Origin of the sequence: Limnobacter sp. SAORIC-690 (assembly GCF_002954425.1) — a bacterium.
Taxonomy (GTDB): Bacteria; Pseudomonadota; Gammaproteobacteria; order Burkholderiales; family Burkholderiaceae_B; genus Limnobacter; species Limnobacter profundi.
On the sequence record NZ_MQVZ01000001.1, the window covers coordinates 3,121,518 to 3,147,731 of the forward strand.

General features: G+C 52.3%; 27 protein-coding genes, 1 tRNA gene and 1 pseudogene. 13 read left to right on the forward strand and 16 right to left on the reverse strand.

Going from position 1 to position 26,214, the window contains the following annotated elements:
* Positions 1-6 precede the first annotated feature (6 nt).
* The gene (locus tag BSZ31_RS14855) at positions 7-1,026 is read right to left on the reverse strand and encodes a CDP-6-deoxy-delta-3,4-glucoseen reductase (protein ID WP_105029398.1); all 1,020 of its coding nucleotides are present in this window, start codon (positions 1,024-1,026) and stop codon (positions 7-9) included.
* On the opposite strand from BSZ31_RS14855, the gene BSZ31_RS14860 reads away from it, so the two are divergent.
* On the forward strand, positions 1,018-1,980 hold the full coding sequence (locus BSZ31_RS14860) for an SDR family NAD(P)-dependent oxidoreductase (RefSeq protein ID WP_146106718.1): 963 nt from the start codon (positions 1,018-1,020) through the stop codon (positions 1,978-1,980). The genes BSZ31_RS14855 and BSZ31_RS14860 overlap by 9 nt on opposite strands.
* Positions 1,981-1,999: 19 nt before the next feature.
* Here BSZ31_RS14860 and BSZ31_RS14865 read toward each other — a convergent pair whose 3' ends face one another.
* Genes BSZ31_RS14865 through BSZ31_RS14875 form a run of 3 tightly spaced genes read right to left on the reverse strand, consistent with a single transcriptional unit; the run spans position 2,000 to position 4,142 of the window.
* Positions 2,000-2,275 carry a polyhydroxyalkanoic acid system family protein gene (locus BSZ31_RS14865; RefSeq protein WP_105029400.1) on the reverse strand — a complete coding sequence of 92 codons (276 nt, stop codon included), beginning with the start codon at positions 2,273-2,275 and terminating at the stop codon, positions 2,000-2,002.
* Between the two features lie 50 nt (positions 2,276-2,325).
* Positions 2,326-3,453: a TRAP transporter substrate-binding protein gene (locus BSZ31_RS14870; RefSeq protein ID WP_105029401.1), complete on the reverse strand. Its 1,128-nt coding sequence runs from the start codon at positions 3,451-3,453 to the stop codon at positions 2,326-2,328.
* A gap of 2 nt (positions 3,454-3,455) precedes the next feature.
* Positions 3,456-4,142 carry a lactate utilization protein C gene (locus BSZ31_RS14875; protein WP_240605724.1) on the reverse strand — a complete coding sequence of 229 codons (687 nt, stop codon included), beginning with the start codon at positions 4,140-4,142 and terminating at the stop codon, positions 3,456-3,458.
* Between the two features lie 167 nt (positions 4,143-4,309).
* On the opposite strand from BSZ31_RS14875, the gene fdxA reads away from it, so the two are divergent.
* The 7 genes from fdxA (at position 4,310) to BSZ31_RS14910 (ending at position 9,631) form a co-directional block, all read left to right on the forward strand.
* Positions 4,310-4,633 (forward strand): ferredoxin FdxA, encoded by a 324-nt coding sequence (fdxA, locus tag BSZ31_RS14880; RefSeq protein ID WP_008248660.1) that lies wholly within the window; start codon positions 4,310-4,312, stop codon positions 4,631-4,633.
* Between the two features lie 33 nt (positions 4,634-4,666).
* Positions 4,667-5,473, forward strand: a complete 807-nt coding sequence (locus tag BSZ31_RS14885) for a ferredoxin--NADP reductase (protein WP_105029402.1) — start codon at positions 4,667-4,669, stop codon at positions 5,471-5,473.
* Positions 5,474-5,588: 115 nt separating this feature from the next.
* Positions 5,589-6,824: a polyhydroxyalkanoate depolymerase gene (locus BSZ31_RS14890; protein ID WP_105029403.1), complete on the forward strand. Its 1,236-nt coding sequence runs from the start codon at positions 5,589-5,591 to the stop codon at positions 6,822-6,824.
* A complete protein-coding gene (locus tag BSZ31_RS14895; protein ID WP_105029404.1) occupies positions 6,817-7,458 on the forward strand; it encodes an RnfABCDGE type electron transport complex subunit B in 642 nt (213 codons plus the stop codon). The genes BSZ31_RS14890 and BSZ31_RS14895 overlap by 8 nt, the downstream gene beginning before the upstream one ends.
* Positions 7,455-8,087: an endonuclease III gene (nth, locus tag BSZ31_RS14900; RefSeq protein ID WP_105029405.1), complete on the forward strand. Its 633-nt coding sequence runs from the start codon at positions 7,455-7,457 to the stop codon at positions 8,085-8,087. Before BSZ31_RS14895 ends, nth begins: the two co-directional genes overlap by 4 nt.
* Positions 8,084-9,178, forward strand: coding sequence for a hypothetical protein (locus BSZ31_RS14905; protein WP_105029406.1), 1,095 nt, complete (start codon positions 8,084-8,086; stop codon positions 9,176-9,178). The genes nth and BSZ31_RS14905 overlap by 4 nt, the downstream gene beginning before the upstream one ends.
* A 57-nt stretch (positions 9,179-9,235) precedes the next feature.
* Positions 9,236-9,631 (forward strand): DUF1841 family protein, encoded by a 396-nt coding sequence (locus BSZ31_RS14910; protein ID WP_240605725.1) that lies wholly within the window; start codon positions 9,236-9,238, stop codon positions 9,629-9,631.
* Between the two features lie 92 nt (positions 9,632-9,723).
* Here the strand turns inward: BSZ31_RS14910 and BSZ31_RS14915 are convergent, their stop codons facing one another.
* Positions 9,724-10,056, reverse strand: coding sequence for a cytochrome c (locus BSZ31_RS14915; RefSeq protein ID WP_105029407.1), 333 nt, complete (start codon positions 10,054-10,056; stop codon positions 9,724-9,726).
* Between the two features lie 22 nt (positions 10,057-10,078).
* Complete coding sequence (locus tag BSZ31_RS14920) at positions 10,079-10,420, reverse strand: cytochrome c (RefSeq protein WP_105029408.1); 342 nt, start codon at positions 10,418-10,420, stop codon at positions 10,079-10,081.
* A 210-nt stretch (positions 10,421-10,630) separates the two neighbouring features.
* Between BSZ31_RS14920 and BSZ31_RS14925 the strand changes: the two genes are divergently transcribed.
* The 4 genes from BSZ31_RS14925 to BSZ31_RS14940 all read left to right on the forward strand — a co-directional run bounded on the left by BSZ31_RS14925 (position 10,631) and on the right by BSZ31_RS14940 (position 13,919).
* The gene (locus tag BSZ31_RS14925; protein ID WP_105029906.1) at positions 10,631-11,473 is read left to right on the forward strand and encodes a MoxR family ATPase; all 843 of its coding nucleotides are present in this window, start codon (positions 10,631-10,633) and stop codon (positions 11,471-11,473) included.
* 14 nt (positions 11,474-11,487) lie between these two features.
* Positions 11,488-12,663, forward strand: coding sequence for a VWA domain-containing protein (locus BSZ31_RS14930; RefSeq protein ID WP_105029409.1), 1,176 nt, complete (start codon positions 11,488-11,490; stop codon positions 12,661-12,663).
* Positions 12,664-12,732: 69 nt separating this feature from the next.
* Positions 12,733-13,323 (forward strand): glycine zipper 2TM domain-containing protein, encoded by a 591-nt coding sequence (locus BSZ31_RS14935; RefSeq protein WP_105029410.1) that lies wholly within the window; start codon positions 12,733-12,735, stop codon positions 13,321-13,323.
* Between the two features lie 134 nt (positions 13,324-13,457).
* Entirely contained in the window at positions 13,458-13,919 is a 462-nt protein-coding gene (locus BSZ31_RS14940) for a hypothetical protein (RefSeq protein ID WP_105029411.1), read from the forward strand.
* A 13-nt stretch (positions 13,920-13,932) separates the two neighbouring features.
* Here the strand turns inward: BSZ31_RS14940 and htpG are convergent, their stop codons facing one another.
* The 5 genes from htpG to rnr all read right to left on the reverse strand — a co-directional run bounded on the left by htpG (position 13,933) and on the right by rnr (position 21,531).
* A complete protein-coding gene (gene htpG, locus BSZ31_RS14945; RefSeq protein WP_369907273.1) occupies positions 13,933-15,504 on the reverse strand; it encodes a molecular chaperone HtpG in 1,572 nt (523 codons plus the stop codon).
* Entirely contained in the window at positions 15,501-15,830 is a 330-nt protein-coding gene (locus BSZ31_RS17850; protein ID WP_369907274.1) for a hypothetical protein, read from the reverse strand. The genes htpG and BSZ31_RS17850 overlap by 4 nt, the downstream gene beginning before the upstream one ends.
* A gap of 95 nt (positions 15,831-15,925) precedes the next feature.
* Complete coding sequence (gene parC, locus BSZ31_RS14950; protein ID WP_105029412.1) at positions 15,926-18,247, reverse strand: DNA topoisomerase IV subunit A; 2,322 nt, start codon at positions 18,245-18,247, stop codon at positions 15,926-15,928.
* A gap of 18 nt (positions 18,248-18,265) precedes the next feature.
* The gene (rlmB, locus tag BSZ31_RS14955; RefSeq protein WP_105029413.1) at positions 18,266-19,000 is read right to left on the reverse strand and encodes a 23S rRNA (guanosine(2251)-2'-O)-methyltransferase RlmB; all 735 of its coding nucleotides are present in this window, start codon (positions 18,998-19,000) and stop codon (positions 18,266-18,268) included.
* Positions 19,001-19,014: 14 nt separating this feature from the next.
* Positions 19,015-21,531 carry a ribonuclease R gene (gene rnr / locus BSZ31_RS14960; RefSeq protein ID WP_105029414.1) on the reverse strand — a complete coding sequence of 839 codons (2,517 nt, stop codon included), beginning with the start codon at positions 21,529-21,531 and terminating at the stop codon, positions 19,015-19,017.
* A gap of 44 nt (positions 21,532-21,575) precedes the next feature.
* Here rnr and BSZ31_RS14965 point away from each other — a divergent pair.
* Positions 21,576-21,662, forward strand: a tRNA-Leu gene (locus BSZ31_RS14965).
* A 133-nt stretch (positions 21,663-21,795) separates the two neighbouring features.
* Here BSZ31_RS14965 and BSZ31_RS14970 read toward each other — a convergent pair.
* From BSZ31_RS14970 to BSZ31_RS14990, 5 genes and pseudogenes are all read right to left on the reverse strand, one after another.
* Positions 21,796-22,827, reverse strand: a complete 1,032-nt coding sequence (locus BSZ31_RS14970; protein ID WP_168427010.1) for a YdiY family protein — start codon at positions 22,825-22,827, stop codon at positions 21,796-21,798.
* A 145-nt stretch (positions 22,828-22,972) separates the two neighbouring features.
* Positions 22,973-23,449, reverse strand: a complete 477-nt coding sequence (locus BSZ31_RS14975; protein WP_105029416.1) for a phosphoribosyltransferase — start codon at positions 23,447-23,449, stop codon at positions 22,973-22,975.
* Positions 23,450-23,466: 17 nt separating this feature from the next.
* On the reverse strand, positions 23,467-24,768 hold the full coding sequence (locus tag BSZ31_RS14980; protein WP_105029417.1) for an adenylosuccinate synthase: 1,302 nt from the start codon (positions 24,766-24,768) through the stop codon (positions 23,467-23,469).
* Positions 24,765-25,966: pseudogene (locus BSZ31_RS14985) on the reverse strand (ATP phosphoribosyltransferase regulatory subunit). Before BSZ31_RS14985 ends, BSZ31_RS14980 begins: the two are co-directional and overlap by 4 nt.
* 27 nt (positions 25,967-25,993) lie before the next feature.
* Positions 25,994-26,173 carry a DUF2065 family protein gene (locus BSZ31_RS14990; RefSeq protein ID WP_105029418.1) on the reverse strand — a complete coding sequence of 60 codons (180 nt, stop codon included), beginning with the start codon at positions 26,171-26,173 and terminating at the stop codon, positions 25,994-25,996.
* Positions 26,174-26,214: the final 41 nt, after the last annotated feature.

Consider the following 26,214-nt stretch of genomic DNA (forward strand, 5'->3'; position numbering starts at 1 on the left):
CGCCTATCAGGCATCTGCCATTGAGGTGAAAGAGTCTGCAAAAAACTCGTCCTCGGGCAAGCCACACTGAGCGGTGAAATCACGCTGCGCTGACTCAATCACAATGGGCGCACCACAGGCGTACACCTGATGTGTGCTCAAATCCGGGAAGTCCTGCATGACCGCATGGTGCACAAAACCTGTTCGCCCCGTCCAGTTACACTCGGCTGTGGCATCAGAAAGCACCGGCACAAACTTGAAATTTGAATGCTCCCCAGCCCATTGCATGGGCAAATTCAGCATGTACAAATCGGCCTTGGTTCGTGCACCCCAGTACAACACAAACTCGCGGCTGTTGTTTTTGAAAAAGGCCTGTTCCAATAAGGATTTAATTGGGGCGAAACCTGTGCCACTGGCCAGCAACACCACAGGTTTCGTAGAGTCGTCGCGCAAGAAAAACGTACCGAAGGGTCCTTCAAAACGCAAAATTTCCCGTTCTTTCATAGTGCTGAATACATGGTCAGTGAACAAGCCACCCGGCATGTGCCGAATGTGCAGTTCGATCCCGCCTTCCTGATAAGGCGCATTGGCCAGCGAATAACTGCGGCGCGAACCATCGCGAAGCATGAATTCTATGTACTGCCCCGCATTGAATTGCAACACCTCATTGGCCGGCAACTGCAACTTGAGAACAGCCACATCAGTCGCAGGTTTCTCGATGCTTTGCAAACGGCAAGGCATTTTCTTGATGGGAATGTCACCCAAACCGGACAGTTCCCTCACCTTCAATTTCACTGGGCTCAATGGCTTCGCGCAACAAGTAAGCACCTTCCCGCGCACGCGTTCCTCTTCACTCAGGGCGCGCGACTGATAGGTGCCATAATCCACCCGGCCCTCGATCAAATCGGCCTTGCACGATCCACATGCGCCGTCTTTGCAGCCATATGGCAAAATGACATTGGCGCGCAGTGCCGCTGACAACAAAGTATCGTCGGCCTCGCATTCAAACTGTTTTTGACTGGGAAGAATTTCTACGTTGTGAATCATCAAACTACTTTCCGTGACATCGACAAACCCGGCGGGCTATTTTTCAAACGCAGTTTGCCCCGGCGCTTTCGGCAAAGCAATATAAGCGTTGCGGGCTGCGGGCAAGTGGGTTTGGTCTTGTTACAAACCTTTCCAGATCAACATTTTACAGCGACTTATCGCCCTGGGGCGGACACAGCAGCAAAGCGCGCTGCCATCTTGGCGCACAACGCTCGGCCACTGGCCATTGATTTGAATTTGAAGAGCGACCTGTTGCGCCTGATTTCAATGGGTCACCGAATCATCTGGATGGCGCCACCCGACTCATCCGTGCACACTGACACCACACTGAAAAAACTGGTGCTGTGGGCAGCCACAAGGGCCAAGGCTCACGGTAAACCCGCACCGCGAATCAGCTATGTGTCTACCACTGGTGTTTACGGCAATGCGCAAGGGCAATGGATTAATGAATACACGCCATTGAATGCTCAATCGGACAGAGCGAAGCGGCGGGTTCACGCCGAGACGCAACTTCGACTGGGACTAAAACATGGTGTGCATGTACACCTGCTACGTGCGCCAGGCATATACGGCGACAACAGATTACCAATTGACCGTATCAAGAATCGCACACCTGCCTTGCTGCCTGATCAAGATGCGTGGTCAAACCACATTCACGAACTCGATTTGGGCCGTTTAAGCCGATGGGTCAATTACAAAGGCGGTGCCTTTGAGGTGCTGAACGCCTGCGATGCAAAGCCCAGCAAAATGGGAGACTACTTTGATCTGGTGGCCGATGCTTATCAGCTTCCACGCCCACCCCGCTTTTCACGGGAGGAGGTGAAACAAATGGTCAGTCCGATGATGTGGAGTTTCATGTCCGAATCACGACGTATTGAGTCGCTGAATCAAAAAAAACTCGGGTTTCGTCTTCGCTATCCCAGCGTTGCTGATTTTTTAGCCGATAAAGATTGATCCAATACGGACCGCTCGTTCAAGCAAACATTTTGTCGATATTTTTGTCGATTTCCGCCTGAATTTTTCCCTTGAATGCTTTCAGCATGAAGCCCAAGGAAATGTCGACAGTGACGTCTTTGTCAGTCACATCCAGCTTACCCTTCACACCTGAACGCGTGAAATTTAGCGTGTTGCCTTGCCACTGGCTATCCAGCTGGAATTCTTTTTGAAGTTGATCTGCCAGTTTTTGCGCAGTTTGCTTGGCTTCTTCCAGGGTCAAATTGTGTGCTTTGCGGGCGTGAATATCAGACATGTTGGCTCACTCTTGAAGGTGTTATGCCTGCATATTAACCCAGCCTGGGTTTACACGGTAGAGAACCAAAAATCGAAGGCCATTTTAGAAGAAGGTGTCAGGTCATTCTCAAAACCAACTACACGTTTGGCAAAACGCATTTGGGAATCAATGATGCGCTTGAAAATCCGACTGTTGGCTGATTCTCGCGCAATGATTTTGCGCCAGGCAGTCAGCTGCGCCTTCAAAATATCGTCCGGGGTGACGTAATAACGAACACCCTGCTTGCGGCGCATTTCCTCATAATCGGTTGAAAACCGGTCAGAGGCCTTCCAGCTTAAATCTGCAGAAGAGGCCTGCAAGGCATATCGAATAATTGAGCGCAGGGCAAAAGGCAAGCTGTCAAAACGCTGCTTGTTGAAAATAACTTCAAATACTTCGCTGCTTTGGTGAAAGCTGCGAATCATGCACACCGACGACACACTGGGAAAACCCAAGGCACGATCGGAACTGGGGTTGTTAAACTCCGCTGCATCAATCAGGCCTTTGTCCAGCCAAGGCACAATATCGGCGGGCTGCAAGGCGGTGGTGGTTAAGCCAAGTTCCTTGAACACTTCAGCGGCCAAACCCACGGCCCGAAAACGCATCTTGTCGAGGTCTTTGATGCTCTCGATCCGATTCTTGAACCAGCCCAAAGGCTGAGGTGTCAATGGCCCGTACATGAAGCCTTGAATATTCAGGTTCATTTCTTTTTGAACCAGTTCGTCATAGAGCTGTTGACCACCGCCGTACTGAAACCACGCCAGAATCTGGTTCGAGCTCATGCCAAAACTGGGGCCGCTGCCGAACAGGGAAAAGGCAGCGTGGCGATCGTGCCAATAAGTTGGAACTCCATGACCACCGTCAAGCTGCCCTTTGTGCACAGCATTCTGAATACCGAAAGCTTTCACAATGCTGTTAGTGGGGTACACATCAATGCGCAACTCGCCGCCCGACATGTCATTGACCTTCTTTGCAAAATCCTGGGCAAACTCATTGAAAATGTCTTTGGTGGGCCAAGTACTTTGAAACTTGAACACGACAGGTTTTGCGGTTTTAACGAGCGATGCAGACTGGGAAGCCGCGGGAGTGGCTATCGCACCAGCCGCTCCTGCCGCCAAAGCTTTTTGTACAAAGCGTCGCCGGGAATCGTCGCGCATGCTTATTTGCCGACCAGAATCAAATGCACCCTGTAAGGGCCATGTGCACCCAACACAATGGTTTGTTCGATGTCGGCAGTGCGTGACGGGCCAGATACAAAATTCAGTGCACGCGGCATAATCCGCCCTTCTTTTCGTAGCATTTCAAATGCGTCTTCCATGGTGTGCACCACTTGGTCTTCCCGAACAATTGCAATATGTGTTTCAGGCAGCAAGTGGGTGCTGGCGGGTTCGTCAGCTTTGCTGGCAAACACCAGAGTGCCGGTTTCAGCCACAGCGCAAGCCACAGCACTGATACCAATCAAGTCATCACCCGTGGGGGCGCCCAAACGCGCCACATGCGGCAACACCGACCAGTCCAACTGATTCAACGCTGGCCAAATGGCCACTGTGCCCTTCAATTCGTTCTCGGCTAGATAAGCAGCACAGGCTTGAGGCACTTCGGCATTGCTTTTCACTCGTTGCACGGTACAAAGCATTGCCCGGGATTTCTCCTCAAACAAAGCCACCACATTTTCTACCGGGCTTGGCGCCGGGCCGCGAGTTTTCCGGGCCAGGTAACCCTTGGCCAAGGTCATCTCATTGTCGCGCATGGTGACAGGCCTGGATTGAAGACTGCGAATCCGATTCAGAATTTCTGACCGGGCCGCGGAAGTATCCAGATCATCATCGTTGAAAGATTGGCTCAAAGTGCATCCTAGGCATATATTCGTAGTACTCATTATAGAAAAACCGCGCCACCGCCGCCCCTAGGGTATGCCCCATGCCAGTTGGTGAATTCGAGCGGAGGTTCAGGTGCAATGCAGCCCAATCGATTACAATGTCTCGTTATCTTGCTTAACCAAACATTTTCACCATGACACACGTAGTTACCGAGTCTTGTATCAAGTGCAAATACACCGATTGTGTGGATGTATGTCCAGTCGACTGTTTTCGCGAAGGCCCCAATTTCCTGGTGATCGATCCAGACGAGTGCATCGACTGCGCTGTTTGCATTCCTGAATGCCCTGTCAACGCGATTTACGCTGAGGAAGATGTACCCGCCGACCAGGTGAAGTTCATCGACATGAACGTAGAACTGGCCAAAGATTGGCCGAGCATTACGCGCATGAAGGCACACCTGCCAGATGCCGATGACTGGAAGGACGTGAAAGACAAGCTGCAATACCTTGAAAAGTAATCCACTTCAAGGCAGTTCCAATCGAGTAGTTGCATGAGTGAAGTTGAAGACAAATACACCCGAGAAACAATCACCAGCATGCGTGTTTGGGTGCCAGGCAAATTGTTTTCCTTCACCTGCACACGCCCAACAGGCTTTCGCTTCACAGCCGGCCAATTTGCCCGGCTGGGTGTTGATAACACTTTGCAACTACCGGGCGAACCGGAAATCATCTGGCGAGCCTACTCCATGGTCTCGGGCCCATTTGACGAGCATCTTGAGTTTTTCTCAATTGTCGTGCCCGAAGGAGCTTTTACCAGTCACCTAAGTCAGCTTCAGGTGGGTTCTCCTGTTTACATCGACAAAACCAATTTCGGCTTTCTCACCACGGCCCGCTTTGAAACCGGCCATGATCTTTGGCTGTTGGGCTCAGGAACCGGTCTGGCGCCATTTCTATCGATTCTTCACGACCCGCACACTTGGGAACAGTTCGAGAACATCGTGCTGGTGCACAGTGCCCGCACCGCTGAGGAACTGGTGTATCAAGACATGATCAAGGGTTTTGTGGAACACCCCGTGCTTAGCGAACTGATCGAGAACGTCAAGAAACGATTTGTCTACGTGCCAGTGGTTACCCGCGAGAAAGTGCCCAATTGCTTGGGTGAACGAATTACCACCTTGTTGGAACAAGGCACCCTGGCTGAACACACGGGCTTGCCCATGAATGTAGAACGCAGTCGATTCATGATTTGCGGCAACCCGGATATGGTTACAGATATTCGCAAAGTACTGAAACTAAAAGGTTACTCCCCAGCCCGACGAAACACCCCCGGTGAAATCGCTGTAGAAAACTATTGGTGATCGAAGAATCATTCAAACATGTTGCGTTGCAGCAATGTTTGCAAGATAATCGTCAGGAACCTGACACATAATTGTCAAAACAAGACAATCGCCTAACAAAGCCGGAGGCACTCTCATGCTGTACCAAATGCACGAATTTCAGCGAGCGCTGCTTAACCCCATGACCATTTGGGCTGAAGCAGGTTCCAAGCTATACAGCAACCCGTTCAGCCCCTTGGCGCACCTGCCCATGGCACGCCGTATTTCAGCGGGTTTCGAATTGATGTACCGCTTGGGCAAAGAATATGAAAAACCCGAATTCGGCATTACCACAGTGAAGTGCGGCGATCGCGAAGTGTCGATTGCCCAGGAAATCGTTGAAACCAAGCCATTTTGCAAGCTGATTCATTTCCGCAAAATGATTCCTGCCGAATCCAAACCCTTGAAGCCACAACCCAAGGTATTGGTGTTTGCCCCTCTATCTGGCCACCATGCCACCCTGCTGCGCGACACTGTCAAAACCCTGCTTCAAGACCACGATGTCTACATCACCGATTGGGTAGACGCCCGCATGGTGCCCTTGTCAGAAGGCGAGTTCCATCTGGACGACTACGTGCATTACTGCATTGAGTTCATACAGCTGCTGGGGCCCAATGTCCACCTGATCTCGGTTTGCCAGCCCACCGTGCCGGTAATGGCGGCAGTATCGCTGATGGCATCGAACAACGACCCCAAGCAAGCCAAAAGCATGACCATGATGGGCGGCCCCATCGACACCCGCGAAAGCCCCACCGAGGTGAACAATCTGGCCACCAAAAAGCCCTACTCCTGGTTTGAAAACAATGTGATTTACAGTGTGCCCCACACTTACCCCGGCTACCTGCGCCGCGTGTACCCCGGCTTCTTGCAACATTTGGGTTTTGTCAGCATGAACCCGGACAAGCACGCACAAAGCCACTACGACTTTTACATGCACCTGGTAGAGGGTGACGGCGAAAGCGCTGAAAGCCACCGTCAGTTTTACGATGAATACAATGCGGTGCTGGACATGCCTGCTGAGTATTACCTGGACACAATCAAAACTGTGTTTCAAGATCACGCCCTGCCAACAGGTACCTGGGAAGTTCGCGGCCAGCGCGTAAAGCCGGAAGACGTGAAAACAGTGGCACTGTTAACCATTGAAGGCGAGCTGGATGACATTTCCGGTCCTGGCCAAACCAAAGCTGCACTCAAGCTGTGCAAAAGCCTGCCTGCGGACAAGAAAGAACATTACGAAGCCATGGAATGCGGACACTATGGTATCTTCAGCGGTCGCCGTTGGCGCGAGAAGGTTTACCCGAAAATCCGCGAATTCATAGCCAAGAATGCATGAGCAACTTGTACAACAAATAGACGATCTACTTCCTCAAACCCAATGCACACAGTGCGGGTTTGAGGGCTGTTTGCCTTACGCCAAAGCCTTGGCGAGCCGGGAAGCTGATTTAAACCGTTGCCCCCCGGGCGGCGAGAGCACAATCGCGGCCTTGTCTGCCCTGTTGAGTCTCCCAGAAAAACCAGTTGACCCCAGCTGCGGCACCTCCATTGAACGGCACATCGCCAGCATCCACCCCCAGCATTGTATTGGCTGCACCTTGTGTATCAAAGCATGCCCGGTTGATGCAATTGTGGGCAGCAGCAAACGCAGGCACGCCGTATTGGCTGAGTTGTGTACAGGCTGCGAATTGTGCATTCCCCCCTGTCCCGTCGACTGCATCGACATGGTGTTCATGCCTGAATTCAGCGCGTGGGACCAAGCCCAGGCGCATGCTGCCCGCGCGCGCATGCACACTCGGGAAAACCGTTTGAAGCGGCAAAAGGAAGAACAGGCTGAAAGACTCGAAGCCAAGGCAATTCACAAACTGGACGAGTTAGACGACACACCCAGCCCCGATGCAGCTGCCAAAAAGGCCGTGGTGCAAGCTGCACTGGCCAGGGCACGGGCACGGCGACAGGCACAAACACCATGAACAAAGAAAAGCGTACCGAGATTTTCAAACGGTTTCAGCAGGCCAACCCGGAACCAAAAACCGAGCTGGAGTATTCAACTCCGTTTGAACTGCTGGCTGCAGTTTTGCTGAGTGCACAGGCCACCGACAAAGGCGTGAACATTGCCACACGAAAACTGTTTGCCGTGGCAAATACGCCAGCAGCAATTGCAGCGCTTGGTGTTGCCGGTGTTGAGGAATACATCAAAACAATTGGTCTGTTTCGGTCGAAGGCAAAACACCTTGTGCAAACCGCGGAAATTCTGCGAGATCAACACAACGGTGAAGTACCAGCAGACCGGGAAGCACTTGAAAGCCTCCCGGGCGTCGGCCGCAAAACCGCCAACGTGGTGCTGAACACCGCATTCGGGCAACCCACGATGGCTGTCGATACGCATATTTTCCGCATCAGCAACCGCACCGGCATTGCCCCAGGGAAAGATGTGCTTGAAGTTGAAAAAAGGCTGTTGAAGCTGGTGCCCCAAGAGTTTATGTTAAACGCTCACCATTGGCTGATTTTGCATGGGCGCTATGTGTGCAAGGCACGCAAACCGGAATGTACTCGTTGTAGTATCGTGGACTTGTGCGAATTCAAAAAGAAAACAACATGAGCCACGCAATTTGCGTTCAAGTGTTCAGTGATGCCCGGCTTGAAGACGCCGCTGCACTGGTTGAAAGTGCGGTTGAAAAGGCCGGGCTTCGCCGCCACTCCGACTACATCAGCCGGGTTATTTTGTTATGCACACCGCATTTCGCTTCGCTTTTGCAAGACCTTGCACAGTTGTGCGTCAGCAAAACCAACTGCATGAATGTGTGGGGTGGCTGTGCCTCAGGCCTGTTGGGACAGGGCGAGGTGTTTAGCAACGAACCCACCGTGTTGATCGCCGTGTTTGGCAAAGAATTTGAAACCCCACAAGGCAATATTCCTGCACGGCACACTGCCTTGAACCTGTGCATGGTTGAGCACGAGCAAGTTCTGACCGACCACTGGACATTGGCCGACTACGAGCCTGATTCTAGCATCGTGCAAGCAGACACCTTGGGCTTGTTGTCGTACGGCGCCAATTACGCAAAAATGCCGCGCGTTGAACACGGCCGTATCTGCGGTGAAGCCATTTGTGCAACCCAACTGCTGGTGCAAACCCCCTTGATTCTCAACTCGGAAGGACTCACATTTCTGGGACCGTATCAAACAGTGAGCGAAAGCAATGGTCTGTTTCTGATTCGTGTAGGTGATGAAAAAGCGGCCTCGGCGCTTCGATGCCCAAGCGAACAACCCCGCCCGGTGGGCATGCGTTTGCAAGTGGTGCACGACAAAGGGGAAAGCTGGATACCCGTGATGGAAATTCATGCCGATGGCACTTTGGGACTGGCCGCGCCAGTGCTCAAAGGGCAAAAAGTGCGACTGGCCCACCGAACCCCTAAGGCAATCGATCAAGAAATCCATGAGTGGATGCCCGCCGTGCGTACTCATTTCAATGCCAAAGCGCCCGACATAGGCATTCTTTTCGCCGGTTTCGAGCGAAGCCAAATGTGCCATGCCGATGACAACGACATCGCCACTGTGTTAGCCAGTTTCCCCGATACAGAATGGATAGGCGTATTTGGTCAAGCTGCTTGGTTAAACCAGGGTGACACCGTGGTAACACCGCCCAGAAACAATCGACTCAGTCTGTGCCTGTTCAATAGCCCACAGATGTAATACACGAGGTAACCTTTTCATGTTCAACCCAACGCGAGACCAGGCAAGGCTGTTTTTTTGAACAGCTGGAAGAAATACCACAAAGAAGAGCCACTGAGCGAAGCAGAAAGCCTCGCCCTGCAATGGATGACCAAGCACCCCGAGTATTTTGAAGTGTTTGACGCTGAACCAGAATCGATTCTTGCCGCTGACTTCTCGGTAGAAGCGGGCCAAAGCAATCCCTTTCTTCACTTGTCCATGCACCTGGCCGTGGCTGAACAGGTCAGCATCGACCAGCCACCCGGTATTCGGGCAGCTTTCGCCAAACTGTGCGAGAAAATGGGCGATGATCACAAAGCAGCTCACCAAGTGTTTGAATGTTTGGCCGAGCAAATTTACCAGCAACAGAAAAATGGTGTCGCGTTCAGCAGTGAAAATTACATTCAATGCATTCTGGAACACAGCGGGGTTTGATCCACTCCCATTCGTCGTAAAAAACCCGCTTCAGCAACAAGGCTTCAAGCGGGTTTTTTATTAAGCCCAGTCCATTCAGACTGGTAACTAATTTACTTCTTCAGGTACAACTCTCCTTCAAGCGACGCAAAGAATGCTGACAAATCCTTGATGTCTTGCTGGCTCAGGCCAGCGGCCATACCGGCCATAATGGCATTATTACGGCCACCCTTCTGGTACTGCTTCAAGGTGTTGGCAATGTAGTCCGCATGCTGCCCAGCCAGCTTCGGGTAAGAAGGATCCATGGTTTTATTCCAGTTGCCTTCAACAGCATGGCATGCCGCGCACTGGGCTTCGGCCTTGGCTTTGCCTGCTGCAATGTCAGCAGCCTGAACTGAGAATGACGCGGCAAACAAGGCTGCAGCGATAGTGTATTTAGTTTTCATATTGATTAGTCCTTGTTGCAAATCACTTGGCTTGTGCGTAGTACGCAGCCAGGTCAGCGATGTCTTGTTCGGTCAGGGTTTCAGCAATACCGCGCATGGTCGGGTGTTTGCGATCGCCCTTCTTGTAGGCATTCAGCGCTGCCTCAATGTACTTGGCGTTCTGACCCGCGATATAGGGCACGTTATACACCTCGGGGAAGCTGGCCTTGTAACCGGGAATACCATGGCAACCAATGCACATGGACTTCTTCGATGCCGCTGCCTCGGCGTTGCCTTCAACAGCCATTGCGGGGGTGGTAAAAGCCACCGCAGCCAACAGGCCGATAGCGCTCATTGCGCGAACAGTCAAACCGATACGTTTCATCTCGCTCTCTCGTCAACAAATGTAATTGGTGGTCAGCCGCGCCATTTTGTGTAAGGGGTGGCGCTGGGCAAAAACCTTGCTATTTTACGGTTGATCTGCCGCTTAGTCTATGAACTGCTGGTCGAAAGCGCCAAATTGGATGAAAAATTCAGCAAATTCGCCCTGAAAAGCACTTACACTTGCGATATTGAATTACAAGGAATTACAAAAATGCGTTTTGAAGGTAGCAAAACCTACGTCGCCACTGACGATCTTAAACTTGCCGTCAATGCAGCCATTACCCTGCAACGCCCCTTGCTGATCAAAGGCGAACCCGGCACCGGCAAAACACTGCTGGCTGAAGAAGTGGCTGCATCCCTCGGCCTTGAGTTAATGCAGTGGCACATCAAATCGACCACCAAGGCCCAACAAGGCCTTTACGAGTACGACGCGGTGAGCCGCCTGCGCGATTCGCAGTTGGGTGAAGCGCGTGTCAAAGACATCGCAAACTACATTGTGAAAGGCGTGCTGTGGCAAGCGTTCGAGGCCGACAAGCCAGTTGTGCTGCTGATCGATGAAATCGACAAGGCCGACATTGAGTTCCCGAATGACTTGCTGCGTGAAATTGATCGCATGGAGTTTTACTGCTACGAAACCAAGCAGCTGATCAAGGCCAAGCACCGCCCGATCGTCATCATCACCTCCAACAACGAGAAAGAGTTGCCCGATGCCTTCCTGCGTCGCTGCTTTTTTCACTACATTCAGTTTCCTGACAAAGCCACCATGGAAAGCATTGTGGCTGTGCACTTCAAGAACTTGAAAAAAGAATTGCTGGATGCTGCCATGGCCAGTTTTTTTGGCATTCGCGCCCTGCCCGGCTTGAAGAAAAAACCGACCACATCGGAGTTGATCGATTGGCTACGCCTCCTGCTGGCTGAAGACATTCCAGCCGGTGCACTGCAAGCGAAAGACGGAAAAGACGCCATTCCACCCATGCACGGGGCGTTGCTGAAAAACGAGCAAGACATTGAACTGTTCAACCGCTTGGTGTTCATGGCCCGTCAGGGTCGCTGATAAAGGCTTTTGCTGTGCTACTGGATTTTTTCTTTCAACTTCGCGATGCCAAAATTCCCGTCACCGTGCGGGAATACCTCACCCTGCTTGAGGGGATGAAGGCGCAATTCATGACCCCAAGCCTGGACAATTTTTACCATTTGTCCCGCCTTACGCTGGTGAAGGATGAACGGTTCTTTGACCGGTTCGATCAGGTGTTTGGCAACTACTTCAAAGGGCTGGAAAAGAACATGGACCTGTTCGCCCAGCTGCCGAAAGACTGGCTGGAAAAGCGATTCAACCGCGAATTCACGCCTGAAGAAATGGCGGCCATTGAAGCCATGGGCGGGTTGGACAAGCTGATGGAACGCCTGAAAGAACTGCTGAAAGAACAAAAAGAACGCCATGAAGGTGGCAGCAAATGGATTGGTTCGGGCGGTACCTCCCCGTTTGGCAACAACGGATACAACCCGGAAGGCGTGCGTATAGGGCAAGATGAAAGCCGAAACCGCCGTGCCGTGAAGGTGTGGGACCAACGCCTTTACCAGGATTACGACGACGAGCTGGAAATTGGCACACGCAACATCAAGATTGCCCTGCGCCGCCTGCGCCGCTTTGCGCGAGAAGGTGCGCAAGAAGAACTGGATTTGGACAACACCATTGAATCGACAGCGCGCAATGCGGGCTGGCTGGATTTGAAAATGCGCCCCGAACGGCACAATTCAGTGAAAGTGTTGATGCTGCTGGATGTGGGTGGTTCCATGGATGATCACATTCGCCGCACGGAAGAATTGTTCAGTGCCGCGAAAAGTGAATTCAAGCATTTGGAGTTTTATTACTTCCACAATTGCGTCTACGATTTCTTGTGGAAAAAAAACCACCGTCGCCACAGCGAGCGGTTTCAGACCACAGACATACTGCGCACCTACAACGGCGACTACCGTTTGATCTTTGTGGGAGACGCCACGATGAGCCCCTACGAAATTCTACAGCCCGGTGGTTCGGTCGAGTACAATAACAAGGAAGCTGGCGCAGTGTGGTTGCGTCGTTTTCTTGATCGTTTTCCGAAAGCCGTCTGGCTGAATCCGGAACCCGAAGGGCTATGGCAATATCGCCAAAGCGTTGAAATCATTCAAAATATCATGGAACACCGCATGCACCCCCTCACGGTCGGTGGGCTTGAAACTGCAATGCGATACCTTAGTAAGTAATCCTTGTATTCCTTTTTCTGACCCTCCCCGTTATTAGCATCACAAACACATTTCGTGTGGAGAAAGAAAATGGAAACCAAACGTACCCATCCCCTGATTATTACTGCCGCTGTTGCCGTTATTTTGGCCAGTGGCATTGCAATTGCATCCATGACTGGCCTGCTGCCAAGCAGCAACGCCAATATGAGCGACCAGGAAATCGCCCAATTGGAAGAAGAAGCACGACTGGAAGAAGAAGCAAAAGCCAAGGAAGAGGCCGCTGCGAAGAAAGCAGCTTCAAAGCCTGTCGCTTCCAAGCCCGCACCAGTGCAAACGGCCGCAACTTGTAACACTTGTGGCCGCGTTGTGGAAATTCGCCAGCGCACCATTCAAGGTGAAGGCTCCGGCATCGGCGCAGTGGCTGGTGGCGTGGTAGGCGGCCTGCTGGGCAACCAGATTGGCGGCGGTAGCGGCAAGAAGGTGGCCACCGCAGCCGGCGTGGTTGGTGGTGCCGTGCTTGGTAATAAAATTGAAAAGGACCGTAACTCCAGCACCCAGTATGATGTGGTGGTTCAATATGACGCTGGCGGTTCCGACGTGTTCAGTTTCAGCAGCCCACCCAGCTGGCAGTCTGGCGACCGCGTAAAAGTTGTGAACGGTCAGATCACCTCTAGCCTGTAAACCCGCTCATCTGTTTACAGGATTTGTTTGGTCACCCAGCAATGGGTGGCCTTTTTCATTTGAATGGCCGGTTGTGGAACCAGTTGAAATTGTGGGGCACTCAATTCAAATTTCCTTTTGAATGGAATCTCCACATGACAGCATTGAATGACCCCGATTTGATCAAGGCATTAGCCGCCTGGGTGGGACAACTGAAAAGCCCCTATCATGAGGACAAACAAGTGAACAAGTACCCTGTAAAGCTGATGTCAAGTTCACCGAATGCCTGGCTTGAAATCAAGCAGATTGACCAAGGCATGATGGAAATAACCTGTATTCATCGGGTGATGGAGCAAGACGAGCACAGCGACCTGGAAGGAATTCGCAAGGAGTGCAGCCAGTTCAATGCACTAATGGAACGAGTGCGCCTTCCTGCATATATGTGGGAAGACAGCCACAAGGCAGAATTTCAGCTGCGGTGGCAAGAAACCCTAGTAACCCAGGCAGACCTGAAGTACGTGCAGCGATTTTTTGAGCAATCACTTTACCTGGCCAACGCCTTGCAAAGCAGGCTGGGCTGGGCACTGAATAATCAGGCCCAGCCACTTAGCCATTAATTACTTGTCAACCCTAGGCTTTTACGGTCAGTAACAACATGTTCAAGCGGCGAACAAACCCGGCTGGATCTTCCAGCTGGCCGCCCTCAGCCAACACCGCTTGATCAAACAGCACGTTCACCCATTCATCGAAATGATCTTTCTCGATTTTCAAACGCTGAATGAAGGGGTGCTCAGGGTTTAGTTCCAGAATCGGCTTGGTGTCGGGTGCATTCTGGCCAGCCTGCTTTAGCATACGCTTCAAATGCTCGCTCATGCCCATTTCGTCAGCCACGATACATGCCGGGCTGTCGGTTAAACGCAAGGTAACACGGGCCTCTTTGATGCGGTCTTTCAGCAGGTCTTCGACCTTCTTCAATACATCCTTGAACTCGTCTTCAACCTTCTTCTTGGTTTCCTTGTCTTTTTCATCCTCAAGGGCACCCAAATCAAGGCCACCTTTGGCACAGCTTTGCAGCTCCTTGCCTTCAAACTCCTGCAGGTAAGACAACATCCACTCGTCCACGCGGTCGCTAAGCAGCAGCACTTCCACACCCTTTTTCTTGAACACTTCCAGGTGCGGGCTGTACTTGGCCGCAGCATAGGTATCAGCCGTCACGTAGTAAATCTTTTCCTGTCCCTCTTTCATACGGCCCACATAGTCAGCCAGTGAAACAGTTTGTGCCTCGCCTTCGCTTTGTGTGGTCGCAAAACGCAGCAGTTTGGCAATGCGTTCTTTGTTGGCTGGGTCGTCGCCCATGCCCTCTTTCAGCACCTGGCCAAACTCTTTCCAGAAACTGGCGTATTTCTCGGCTTCATTGGCGGCCATGTCTTCCAGCAAGCCCAACACCTTCTTCACAGACCCTTCACGAATGGCTTTCACATCACGGCTTTCCTGCAAAATCTCGCGTGAAACGTTCAAAGGCAAATCAGAGGAATCGATCACACCTTTGACAAAGCGCATGTAAGGGGGCATCAACTGCTCTGCGTCGTCCATGATGAACACACGCTTCACGTACAACTTGATACCTTTCTGTTGGTTGCGGTCCCAGAGGTCGTAAGGGGCCTTGGCGGGAATGTACAGCAGCGAAGTGTATTCCGAGCGGCCGCCTTCAACGCGGTTGTGAGTGTAGGCCAAGGGGTCGGCAAAATCGAAGCTAATGGTTTTGTAAAACTCGTTGTACTGCTCAGCAGTGATGTCGCTTTTCGAACGGGCCCACAAAGCATTGGCCTTATTTACATTTTCCCACTCGCCCGTGGCTTTCATCCCGCCCGCTTCTTCGTCCCATTCTTCTTTCAGCATCTGGATGGGCAGGGAAATGTGATCAGAATATTTGGTCAGAATGCCCTTCAATTTCCAGCCAGAAAGCAATTCGTCTTCATCAGCCTTCAAATGCAGAATAATTTGGGTGCCTCGGTCTGCTTTCTCAATGGCTTCCACGCTAAATTCGCCATCACCTTTCGATTCCCATTCAACGCCCTCTGCGGCCGGCAAACCGGCCTTGCGCGAGCGCACAGTCACCTTGTCAGCCACAATGAACGCCGAATAAAAACCCACGCCAAACTGGCCGATCAAGGCAGCGTCTTTTTGCTGATCGCCACTCAATTTGCCAAAAAATTCTTTGGTACCACTTTTGGCGATCGTGCCAGGTGCTCAATCGCGTCCTCGCGGCTTAAGCCAATCCCGTTATCCTCAATAGTGATAGTGCGCGCTTCCTTGTCAAAGCTGACACGAATTTTCAGTTCAGTGTCGCTCTCGAACAGCCCAGCGTTGTTGATGGCTTCAAAGCGCAGTTTGTCGCAAGCGTCCGATGCGTTGGATACCAGCTCGCGAAGAAAGATTTCCTTGTTGGAATACAGGGAATGAATCATCAAATGCAGAAGTTGCTTTACCTCTGTTTGAAAACCCATTGTTTCCTTCATTGCACCCATGTTGTTTGCTCCCTTCATCTTCTTGGTTTGGATGTTGGGGAAATGGGGACGGATTCCTGAATTTCAAGACGAAAAAAAGCCCCGAAGGGCTTTTTTTAACTGGCCTTGCGCAGGGTGTCGGCTTTGAACTTGATGTCCAGTTCCTTGCCTTTTCTGCCGCGCTTGCCCAGCCGCTCAGCCAGCAAGGCAGGTTTCAAAACCTCCTCCCGGTCTTTGCCGCCGCGGCCTGTGCCGGCAATCACCAGGCTATCCGACGGACCGAAAGCAACAACGGCCACCAACGAGTCTTTGTCATCGAGTGGCAACAGTTGTACGCCACGCCCGCCACCTGAGAGTTGTTTGAGCTCGTCCAGCATGAAGACATGGAAACGTCCACTTTCGGCAAGCACAGCCACCCGGTCGTCGGTGGCCTGCAACAGCACCGGCGGCAACAGCTTTTCACCCGGGTTAAGGCTGATGAATTGCTTGCCCGCCTTCATGCGGCTCTCCATATTGCCAGCCATGGCCAAAAAGCCGTAGGCCGCGCTGCAAGCCAGAAATACGGGCTGGGAAGCAGGTGCGGCTAGCGCGTGGCTCAGCGTACCGCCATTCAACTCCACAAGGCTTTGTGCGGGTATGCCATCGCCCCGGCCACCCGGCCATGCAGCAACGGGCACACTAAACACCTTGCCCAGTGCATTGCCAGCACCAAACAAGTAGGTATTGTCGGTGGTTTTGCATTCAAAAGCGGCGTACAAGGCGTCGCCCACCTTAAAACTGAACTGGGCGGCGTCGTGACCATGGCCCTGGCGGTTTCGTATCCAGAATTTCTGGGAAACAATGACCGTGGTCGGTTCTTCAACCACTTTCACTTCCACGCTGGCCTTCTCGGCCTCTTCAATCAGCGTGCGGCGATCATCGCCATAGGTGTCGGTGTCTTTGCGAATTTCACCAATAATTCGGGTTTTCAGCTTGCCCTCATCGGCCAGCAAAGCCTCCAGGTCGGCTTTTTCCTCACCCAACTTGGCCAGTTCCTGCTCAATCTTGATTTTCTCCAAGCGAGCTAACTGACGCAGTCGAATTTCAAGAATGTCTTCGGCTTGACGGTCGCTCAGTTTAAAAGCCTCAATCAAGGCAGGCTTGGGCTCATCACTTTCGCGAATCACCTTGATCACTTCATCAATATTCAACCAGGCAATCAACCTGCCTTCCAGCACGTGAATACGATCATTAACCTGCGCCAAGCGGTGTTGGCTGCGTCGGGTTACGCACACTTTGCGGAACTCGATCCAGTCCAGCAACATGGCAATCAAACCACGCTGGCCCGGGCGGCCCGAATTGTCGATGCTCACCAAATTGATGGACGTGTTGGTTTCCAAACTGGTGTGGCTAAGTAGCAGGTTCGAAAACTCCTCTACCGACACATTCCGGCTTTTCGGCTCGAACACCAAGCGCACGGCGTTCTCTTTGCCCGATTCATCGCGCACCGCATCCAACATGGCCAACACTTGCGCCTTCAAGTTTTGCTGTTCCGTACTCAGGCCTTTCTTGCCAGCTTTTACCTTGGGGTTGGTCAGTTCCTCAATTTCTTCCAACACCTTGGCAGTGCTGGTGTTGGGTGGCAATTCTTTCACCACCAGCTGCCACTGGCCACGGGCCATTTCTTCAATGTCCCAACGAGCACGCACCTTGATTGACCCACGACCACCCGCATAAATTTCTTTCATCGCGCTGGCGGGCGAGATAATTTGCGCGCCACCCGGAAAATCAGGGGCTGGCAAATGACCCATGATGGTGTCCAGGTCGGCATTGGGATGCTTGATCAAATGGATCGTTGCTGCAGCCACTTCCCGAATATTGTGAGGGGGGATGTCAGTGGCCATGCCCACCGCAATACCGGAAGCACCATTGAGCAACACAAAAGGCAAGCGCGCTGGCAACAGCTTGGGTTCTTGAAAGCTGCCGTCATAGTTCGGAATGAAGTCGACGGTACCCATGTCCACTTCATCAAGCAGCAACTTGGCGATGGGCGTCAAGCGGGCTTCGGTGTATCGCATGGCCGCAGCGCCATCACCATCCCGGCTGCCAAAATTGCCTTGACCGTCAATCAGCGGGTAGCGCAAGGTGAAATTCTGCGCCATGCGCACCAATGCATCGTAGGCGGCTTGGTCGCCATGCGGGTGATATTTACCCAAAACATCGCCCACCACACGGGCCGATTTCACAGGCTTGGCGTTGTTGCCCAGGCCCATTTCATTCATTGCGTACAAAATGCGACGCTGTACCGGTTTTTGACCATCGGCACATTCGGGCAGCGCCCTGCCCTTCACCACAGAAATGGCGTAGTCCAAATAAGCGCGCTCGGCGTACAAGCCCAGCGTAATGGTTTCAGAATCGTCGCCAGAAGGTGGCGTTGCATCCAGGGTGAGTTGTTCCATGCGGTGCTTCGAGGTTTCTTATTTTGTGAATTGACGTTGACGAAGGGTTTCAAACAGGCACACTGAACTGGCCACCGACACATTCAGGCTTTCAACACTGCCGATCATTGGAATCTGTACCAGTTGGTCGCATTTTTCGCGGGTCAAGCGACGCATGCCGTCGCCTTCGGCACCCAGCACCCAGGCGATGGGGCCGTTCAAATCGGCGTTATACAGCGTGTCGGTGGCTTCGCCTGCTGTGCCAATGCACCACACACCGGCATCTTGAATTTCTTCAAGCGTGCGGGCCAGGTTGGTTACGGTAATTACGGGAATTGTTTCAGCCGCACCACAAGCCACTTTCGACACCACCGGAGTAATACCCACTGATTTGTCTTTCGGCAACACCACCGCGTGCACCCCAGCCGCATCGGCACTGCGCAGGCAGGCCCCCAGGTTGTGGGGATCAGTGACACCATCCAGCACCAGCAGCAATGTGTTCTTGCCATGGGTTTCAATGATTTCAAACAGATCGTTGCTTTTTACCAATTCTTTGGCAAATGCAACCACGCCCTGGTGCTGTTTGTGACCCGCTGCTTTTTCCAGACGATCGGAATCGGCTGCACTTACTTTCACGCCGGCAGCTTTCACCTTGTCGATGAACTGCTGCATGCGTTTGTCTTTGCGGTGTTGGTCCACCAACACCTCTTCCACGCTGGCCGGGGCCGTTTTAACCCGGGCCGACACGGCATGAAAACCATACAATATGGCCAATTGGTACGCTCCGCTTATCTAGATTTTTTCGCTGCAGTGCGCATTTTAGACCCTGTGGCAGGTTTGGTACGGCTGACACGCTTGGCTTTTTGAATTTCTTCCTTGCGTTTTTTCTCGGCAGCAGCTTTGCTTCGCGATTCGTCCGCGGCCCGCTTCTTGTTCACACCACGCGTGGTTGCCGCTTCTTCAGGTGGCAACACTGGGGCAGTTTTTCCTGCGTCTTGCACAGCCTGCTGCATCTGAGCGGTATTGGTGCGACGGCCCTGCTGGCGCTGCGGACGGTTACCCGCTTTGCCATTGGGCTTGGCTGAACCTGGATCGCGCATCAGGCTTTCAAACTTCACGCCTTGTACCAAACGGAATTCAATGCGACGCGCATCCAGATCAACCCTGGACACCTGCACATTGATCGGGTCCGTCAGACGGTAGCGAATACCGCTGCGCTCTCCACGCAATTCATGCAGGCTGTCGCTGTACTGGAAGTATTCTGTACCCAGTTCAGACACATGCACCAGACCTTCGACATACAAAGCATCAAGCGTAATGAAAAGACCAAAGCTGGTTACACCGGAAACATGGCCCTGGAAGGTGTCACCAACGCGCTCTTTCATGAAGAAACACTTCAGCCAGGACATCACGTCGCGTGAGGCTTCGTCCGCACGGCGCTCGGTAGACGAAAACCAATTGCCAGATTGATCCCAACGGGCAATTTCCTCGGACTTGTCTATTTTGCGCTTGGGGTCGAAATCTTCGAACTCACGATCATCCAGCGGTAGTGGCACATAACGCTTGCCGGCCAGCAGGGCCTTGATGCTTCGGTGAACCATTAAATCGGGATAACGGCGAATGGGCGAAGTAAAGTGCGCATAAGCTGGGTAAGCCAAACCAAAGTGGCCACTGTTGTGCGGCGTGTAAATGGCCTGTTGCATGGAACGCAGCATCATGGTTTGTAGCAAAGCCTGATCGGGGCGCCCCTGAATCTTTTTCATCAGGTTCGCGTAATCGATACTGGTGGGGTCGTCGCCGCCATCCAGTGTTAAACCAACCGAGCGCAAGAAAGCGCGAAGGTTTTGCAGTTTCTCAACTGTTGGGCCTTCGTGCACACGGTACAAACTGGGGTGTTTGCTGCGCTCCAGGAAATCGGCAGCGCACACGTTGGCGGCCAGCATGCATTCTTCAATCAAACGGTGTGCATCATTACGGCGTTTGGGTACAATTTTGTCGATCTTGCCGTCGGGGTCAAGCATCACCTGAGTTTCAACCGTGTCAATTTCCATGGCACCGCGACGCTGGCGCGACTCAAACAACACCTTGAAAAGCGTGTACAGGTTTTCGACATCGCCGTACACGTGGCCCATTGCTTTGGCGGTAAGGCTTTGCGGATCAGTGAGCGCATCCCAAACCTGGTTATAAGTCAGGCGAGCCGCAGAGTGGATCACTGCGTTGTAAAACTGGTAGGCCTTGATCGCACCTTTGGGGCCAATAATCATGTCGCACACCAACACCAGGCGATCCACGCCGGGGTTCAGCGAACACAAACCGTTCGACAGTTTCTCTGGCAACATGGGAATGACCCGGCGCGGGAAATACACGGAGGTGCCACGCTTGGTGGCCTCCTGGTCAATCGGTGTGCCGGGCAACACATAGTGGCTTACATCGGCAATGGCCACCAGCAAACGCCAACCGCCTTTGGTGTCGTTTGAAGGGGTGCAATAAACCGCATCATCAAAGTCGCGGGCGTCTTCTCCATCAATGGTTACAAAAGGCACATCGCGCAAATCAACTCGGCCTTTCAGGTCTTTGTATTCCACTTCATTGGGAATACTTTCAGCCTGGTTCATGGTCATCAGGTTGAATTCATGCGGCACATCAAATTTGCGCACCGCAATCTCGATTTCCATGCCGGGATCGTCCAGCTCGCCAAGAACTTCAGCCACTTTGCCGATTGGCTGTGAATGACGCGTGGGTTGTTCGATAATTTCGACAGTGACTACTTTTCCAGGTGTGGCATTGCCCACATCTTTTGGCGACACCAGAATGTCGTGCTTGATGCGCTGGTCTTCAGGAATAACCAGCAAAATGCCGCGCTCAGACACCAGTCGTCCAACCAGGCGATTGGTTTTACGTTCCGTGACCTCAACAATGGTTCCTTCGGGCTTGCCACGGTGGTCGGTGCCGGTAATTCGCACTAGCACGCGGTCGCCATGCAGTACTTTTTGCATCTCGCGCGGGGAAAGAAAGGCGTCTGGTCCGCGATCATCACGAACCAGAAAACCGAAACCGTCACGGTGACCAGCCACTCGGCCGGCTACGAAATCAAGCTTGGTAGAAAGCAACAACATGCCCTTTCTGTTGGGCATTAATTGACCATCACGCTCCATGGCGTTCAGGCGTTTTTCAATAATGGGGATTTGATCTTCGGTGAGTTTAAGGTGCTCAAAAACCTGTTCGCGGGTTAAGGGGGCTTGCGCTTGGCGCAGTACAGCCAGGATGTCTTCACGACTTGGAATTTTTATTTCTGTTTTATGCATTGACAAATTTATTTATTTCATTAGAATTCACGGCTCGCACATGTGCCCAGGTGGCGGAATTGGTAGACGCGCTAGGTTCAGGTCCTAGTGGTGGTAACACTGTGGAGGTTCGAGTCCTCTCCTGGGCACCAGCAGTTTTCTTTGTTCCTATGCGTTTCAACGCAGTGTACAGCACTTTCCCCGCTTTAATTCTGAATTTCCAAAGCGCTTTGCGAATTTGCATTGCCGCAGGTGTTTGCAACACAAATTCGCCAAAAATTTCACTTAAAAACCATAGCCCACACTGAAAATCAGGCTGCTGTCTGTTTTCTTAACGCCAGGTGGCGGCATGTTGTCATAGTCCAAATTCACTTGCGTGGCCACATTCACATTTTCAACAATGGGAACGCGCAAACCTACTTTGGTTTTGAACAGGGCATCGGCTGTGTCCTCAAGGCTCACGGACAGGTCGTTGTTGTTGAAAAACACCAGGCGTTTGTTCCAGAATTTTCGTTCATAGTTCAAACCCAGACTTAATGAGGGAAACGACTCATCTGGCGCAACAATATAATCTTCATTGATGTAAGCCAAACCATATTCAGTCGATAACTTGGCGCGCTCGGTTTCAAAAAACTGATAACCATAACCAGCACCCAGCGAGGTTCTCAAATTCAGGTCAGCCAACTTGTCCTGCTCGCCCTTGGCGTTCACAAACAAGTAATCTTTCTCACTTAAAAATGCATCGTACTGGGTCAGCAAATATCGGTTTGACGTGGTCGTCACTCCTGCCGACTCGGCCTCGTTCACTTCGGCCGCAACGGTGTACCTGTTCTCTGGTGTTCTGGCAATGAACTCGGTATCGAAGTTCAAGGCATCGTCTTCGGAATTGCCGCGATTGAACACGCCACCCAAATTGGCCCTGCCACTGTATTTCACAGAGCGATCAACCACAGGTGGGTTAAACATCGCAACGTCAGCCCTTTGAAGGGGTCTGGAGCGCCCCAAATCACCTTGATCAATCACCAGCTCACCCTGCTGACTCAAAGTCACCTTGCCCTTTGCGGTGCTGCCGTCCTTCAGCTTCACTGTGACGCCGTCATCCGACTGCAATTCAAGAACTTGCTTCCACGGCAGTTCAACTTCTCCAAACAAGGGGGATTTGAAGGTAAGAATGTTGTCGCTTAGCTTCACAATCTCGCCGGTAAGACGATCGCCGTTTTTCAACACCACATTGGCTGCGATAACCGGGCTACTGAACAGGGAAAGTACAACTGCACAGGCGGGTGCAAATTTGAACACAAGGGGGAAATTTTTCACGTTTACTTCTTTTAAGACAGGCATTGTCCCGAGGTCTCCTTGGCAGGTAAATGGACCCATAGGATAACACATCGATTTTTAAGCCTTTTTAGACCACAAATGAGGTACTTATGAGAGGAGTTAATACAAGATGTTCAGAGGGGCTTCAGAGAAAGTCGCGGGTTTCAAAAGGCTGCACAATCCAGACATCGGACTCAAGATATTCAGCGGCAAAATCAGGTTTGAAAACAGAGCCTGGCTTTACCCAAACCACCGCGGTTTTCATCTCGGTGATAGTGGGGCAAATTGTGCGCAGGTACTCACACAAGGCCTTTAAGGTGTGCCCAGTGTCTGCGAGATCATCCACCAAAAGCACCTTGCCACTCACCGGCCCAACTGATGCGATACTGGCAGAAATCTGCAATTCACCCTGGCTGGTTCCTTCGCCACCACGATAAGACGATGCAGCGATGACAGCCATGGGCTTGCGCAAAGAACGAGACAAGCCATCCGCCAGAAAAAGACCACCCCGAGAAACCCCGAGCACGCAATCTGGCTGAAAGCCCGAGTTTTTGACGGCATCCACCACCTGATCAATCAGGTGGTGGTACTGGGCATAATCGATGTGTAGCTTGTCGCTCATGCGCCAGAGCTTCTGATTCAGGCTTTGTAGGGGTGACGAAGCACAATGGTTTCGTCACGGTCCGGGCCAGTCGAGATCATGTCCACAGGCACACCGCACACTGCTTCCATGCGCTTAAGATAAATCTTTGCCTCTTCTGGCAAGTCATCAAACTGCTTCACGCCGAAAGTGGTGCCTTTCCAACCCGGGAAAGTCTCGAAAATTGGCTTGCAGCCTTCCACTTTGTCGCTGCCGAAAGGAAGAATGTTGGTGGTGGTGCCGTCGGCCAGTTCGTAGCCCACGCACATTTGAATGGTTTCCATGCCATCCAGCACGTCAAGCTTGGTAATACACAGGCCAGAAACACCGTTCAACTGAATGGTACGGCGCAAAGCCGCGGCATCAAACCAGCCACAACGACGTGGGCGGCCTGTTACAGAACCAAACTCATTGCCCTTCTTGGCCAGGTACATGCCCTTCTCGCAAAACAGCTCGGTGGGGAAAGGACCTGACCCAACGCGTGTTGCGTAGGCCTTGGTAATACCCAATACATACTGCAAACGCTGCGGGCCAACACCTGCGCCAGGCGAAGCTGCACCGGCGATACAGTTGGAGCTGGTCACGAAGGGGAAAGTACCGTGGTCGATATCAAGCAAGGCGCCTTGCGCACCTTCGAACAACAGGTTTTTGCCTTCCTCATTGGCCTGTTGCAGCAGGGTTGGCACGTCAGCCACCATGTTCTTGATTCGGGGTGCCAGCGCCATGGCTTTGTCGAATACCACTTGAGCGTCAACAGGCTCAGCCCCCAAATATTGGGTCAATACAAAGTTGTGGTAATCCAGCACCTCATCCAGCTTGGCGCGGAATTTCTCGGGATGAAACAGATCCTGAACTCGCAGTGCACGGCGTGCGGCCTTGTCTTCATAGGCAGGGCCAATGCCACGGCCAGTGGTACCAATTTTCGCGTCGCCGCGCTTGGCCTCGCGTGCTTTGTCCAGCGCAATGTGGTGGTCCAGGATCAATGGGCAGGTTTCGCTGATTTTCAGGCGACTTTCAACTGAAATGCCACCCGCTTGCAGTTCATCAATTTCGCTGAGCAAAGCCTCGGGCGACAGCACGACACCGTTTCCGATGTAAACCTGAACTTCAGGACGCAAAATACCAGAAGGAATCAGGCGCAAAATGGTTTTCTTGCCACCGATCACCAGTGTATGGCCCGCATTGTGGCCACCCTGAAAACGAACAACGCCTTGGGCGTGGTCAGTCAACCAGTCCACCACCTTGCCCTTGCCTTCGTCACCCCACTGGGTACCAATCACAACCACATTTCGAAAACTCATTTCAATTTCTCCTGATTCATGCCAATCGGCACCACTTTCCACACGGCGTTGGCCTGTACAAGCTGCCGATCACATACAAACTCTTCTTCCTCTTGGGCGGTATTGGGCAGCGACTGAAGCACCACCTCGCCCTGACTGCGCAATTCTCGAATCACGGCCATCAATTCAGTGTCATATACCCATGGAGCGCGAATGGCTGTTTTAGGCCTGGAGTGCACAGCCTGCAAAGACACCAACTCGCGCAAATCCACCGAAAAACCAGTGGCAGGGCGGGCTCGGCCATACACTGCGCCCACATCGTCGTAGCGGCCACCACGCAACACTGCGTTGGGGCAGCCTTCCACATAGGCCGAGAAAATCAGGCCACTGTGATAATCAAAGCTGGCCAAGTCTGCCAAATCGAGAATAAGCGCCGGCATTGCTGATACGGTTTCCTGCAGACGGGCAATCAGGGTGCGCAATTCATTCAGAACTGCAGCCACCTTGGGATTGCGCGGCAAAGTCTCGGCCGCGCGGTTCAATACACAATTGCTGCCACCAACCGAACCATACAAATTCAGCAAAGCCAGCACATTGGTCTTGCAAGCAGCAGGAACGCCAGCCAACAAGGCTCCAGAGCGGGTCGGTCTTTTTGGGCAAGGCAATCGTGCAAACTGCGAATCAAATTGTCGGTCAGGCCTTCGCCATCTACCACAGCAGCCAGCAAGCCTGCATGGGACAAAGCCAGGCGGTAGCCCTTCAAGCCTGACAAATTCAATGTGTCCACGGCCAAATTCAATATTTCAAGGTCGGCTTCAATACCGCCACAACCATAAAGCTCAGCACCACATTGCAGCGGTTCACGGGTGTTGTGCAAACCCAAGGCCTGCGTGTGCAGCACTGGGCCGCAATAACAAAGACGGGTTACGCCCTTCCGGTTCAAAATGTGGGCATCAATGCGGGCCACTTGGGGTGTTGTGTCAGCCCGCAAGCCCAACATGCGCCCACTGGCCTGGTCCAGCAACTTGAAAGTTTGCAAATTCAGGGATGCATCGGCATTGCCAAGCAGTGATTCTGTGTACTCCAGCATGGGAGGCATCACCAACTCGTAGCCGTATACGCGAAAGCGGTCCAGCAAGGACCGTCGCAATTCTTCAATTCGCCGGGCCTCGGAAGGCAATACATCGGCGACAGACTCTGGCAAAAGCCAAGCAGACATGACTATTCCAACTCTTAAACGAGTGTTTTACAACAAAAAAAGCGTGATACCGATGAGAATCGCCACCAGCCCCACAAATCGTATTTGACCTTCTGTGAGCGAGGCAATCTTGAGAAAGGTCTCTTTCCATTGTTTTGGAAACAGAAAAGGCATAAAGCCCTCGAGAATGAACACGAGGGCCAAAGCCAACCAAAAGGTCTCGCTCATATCAGTTTTCCCAGAGCCAGACCTTTCAAGCGAAGGTGATT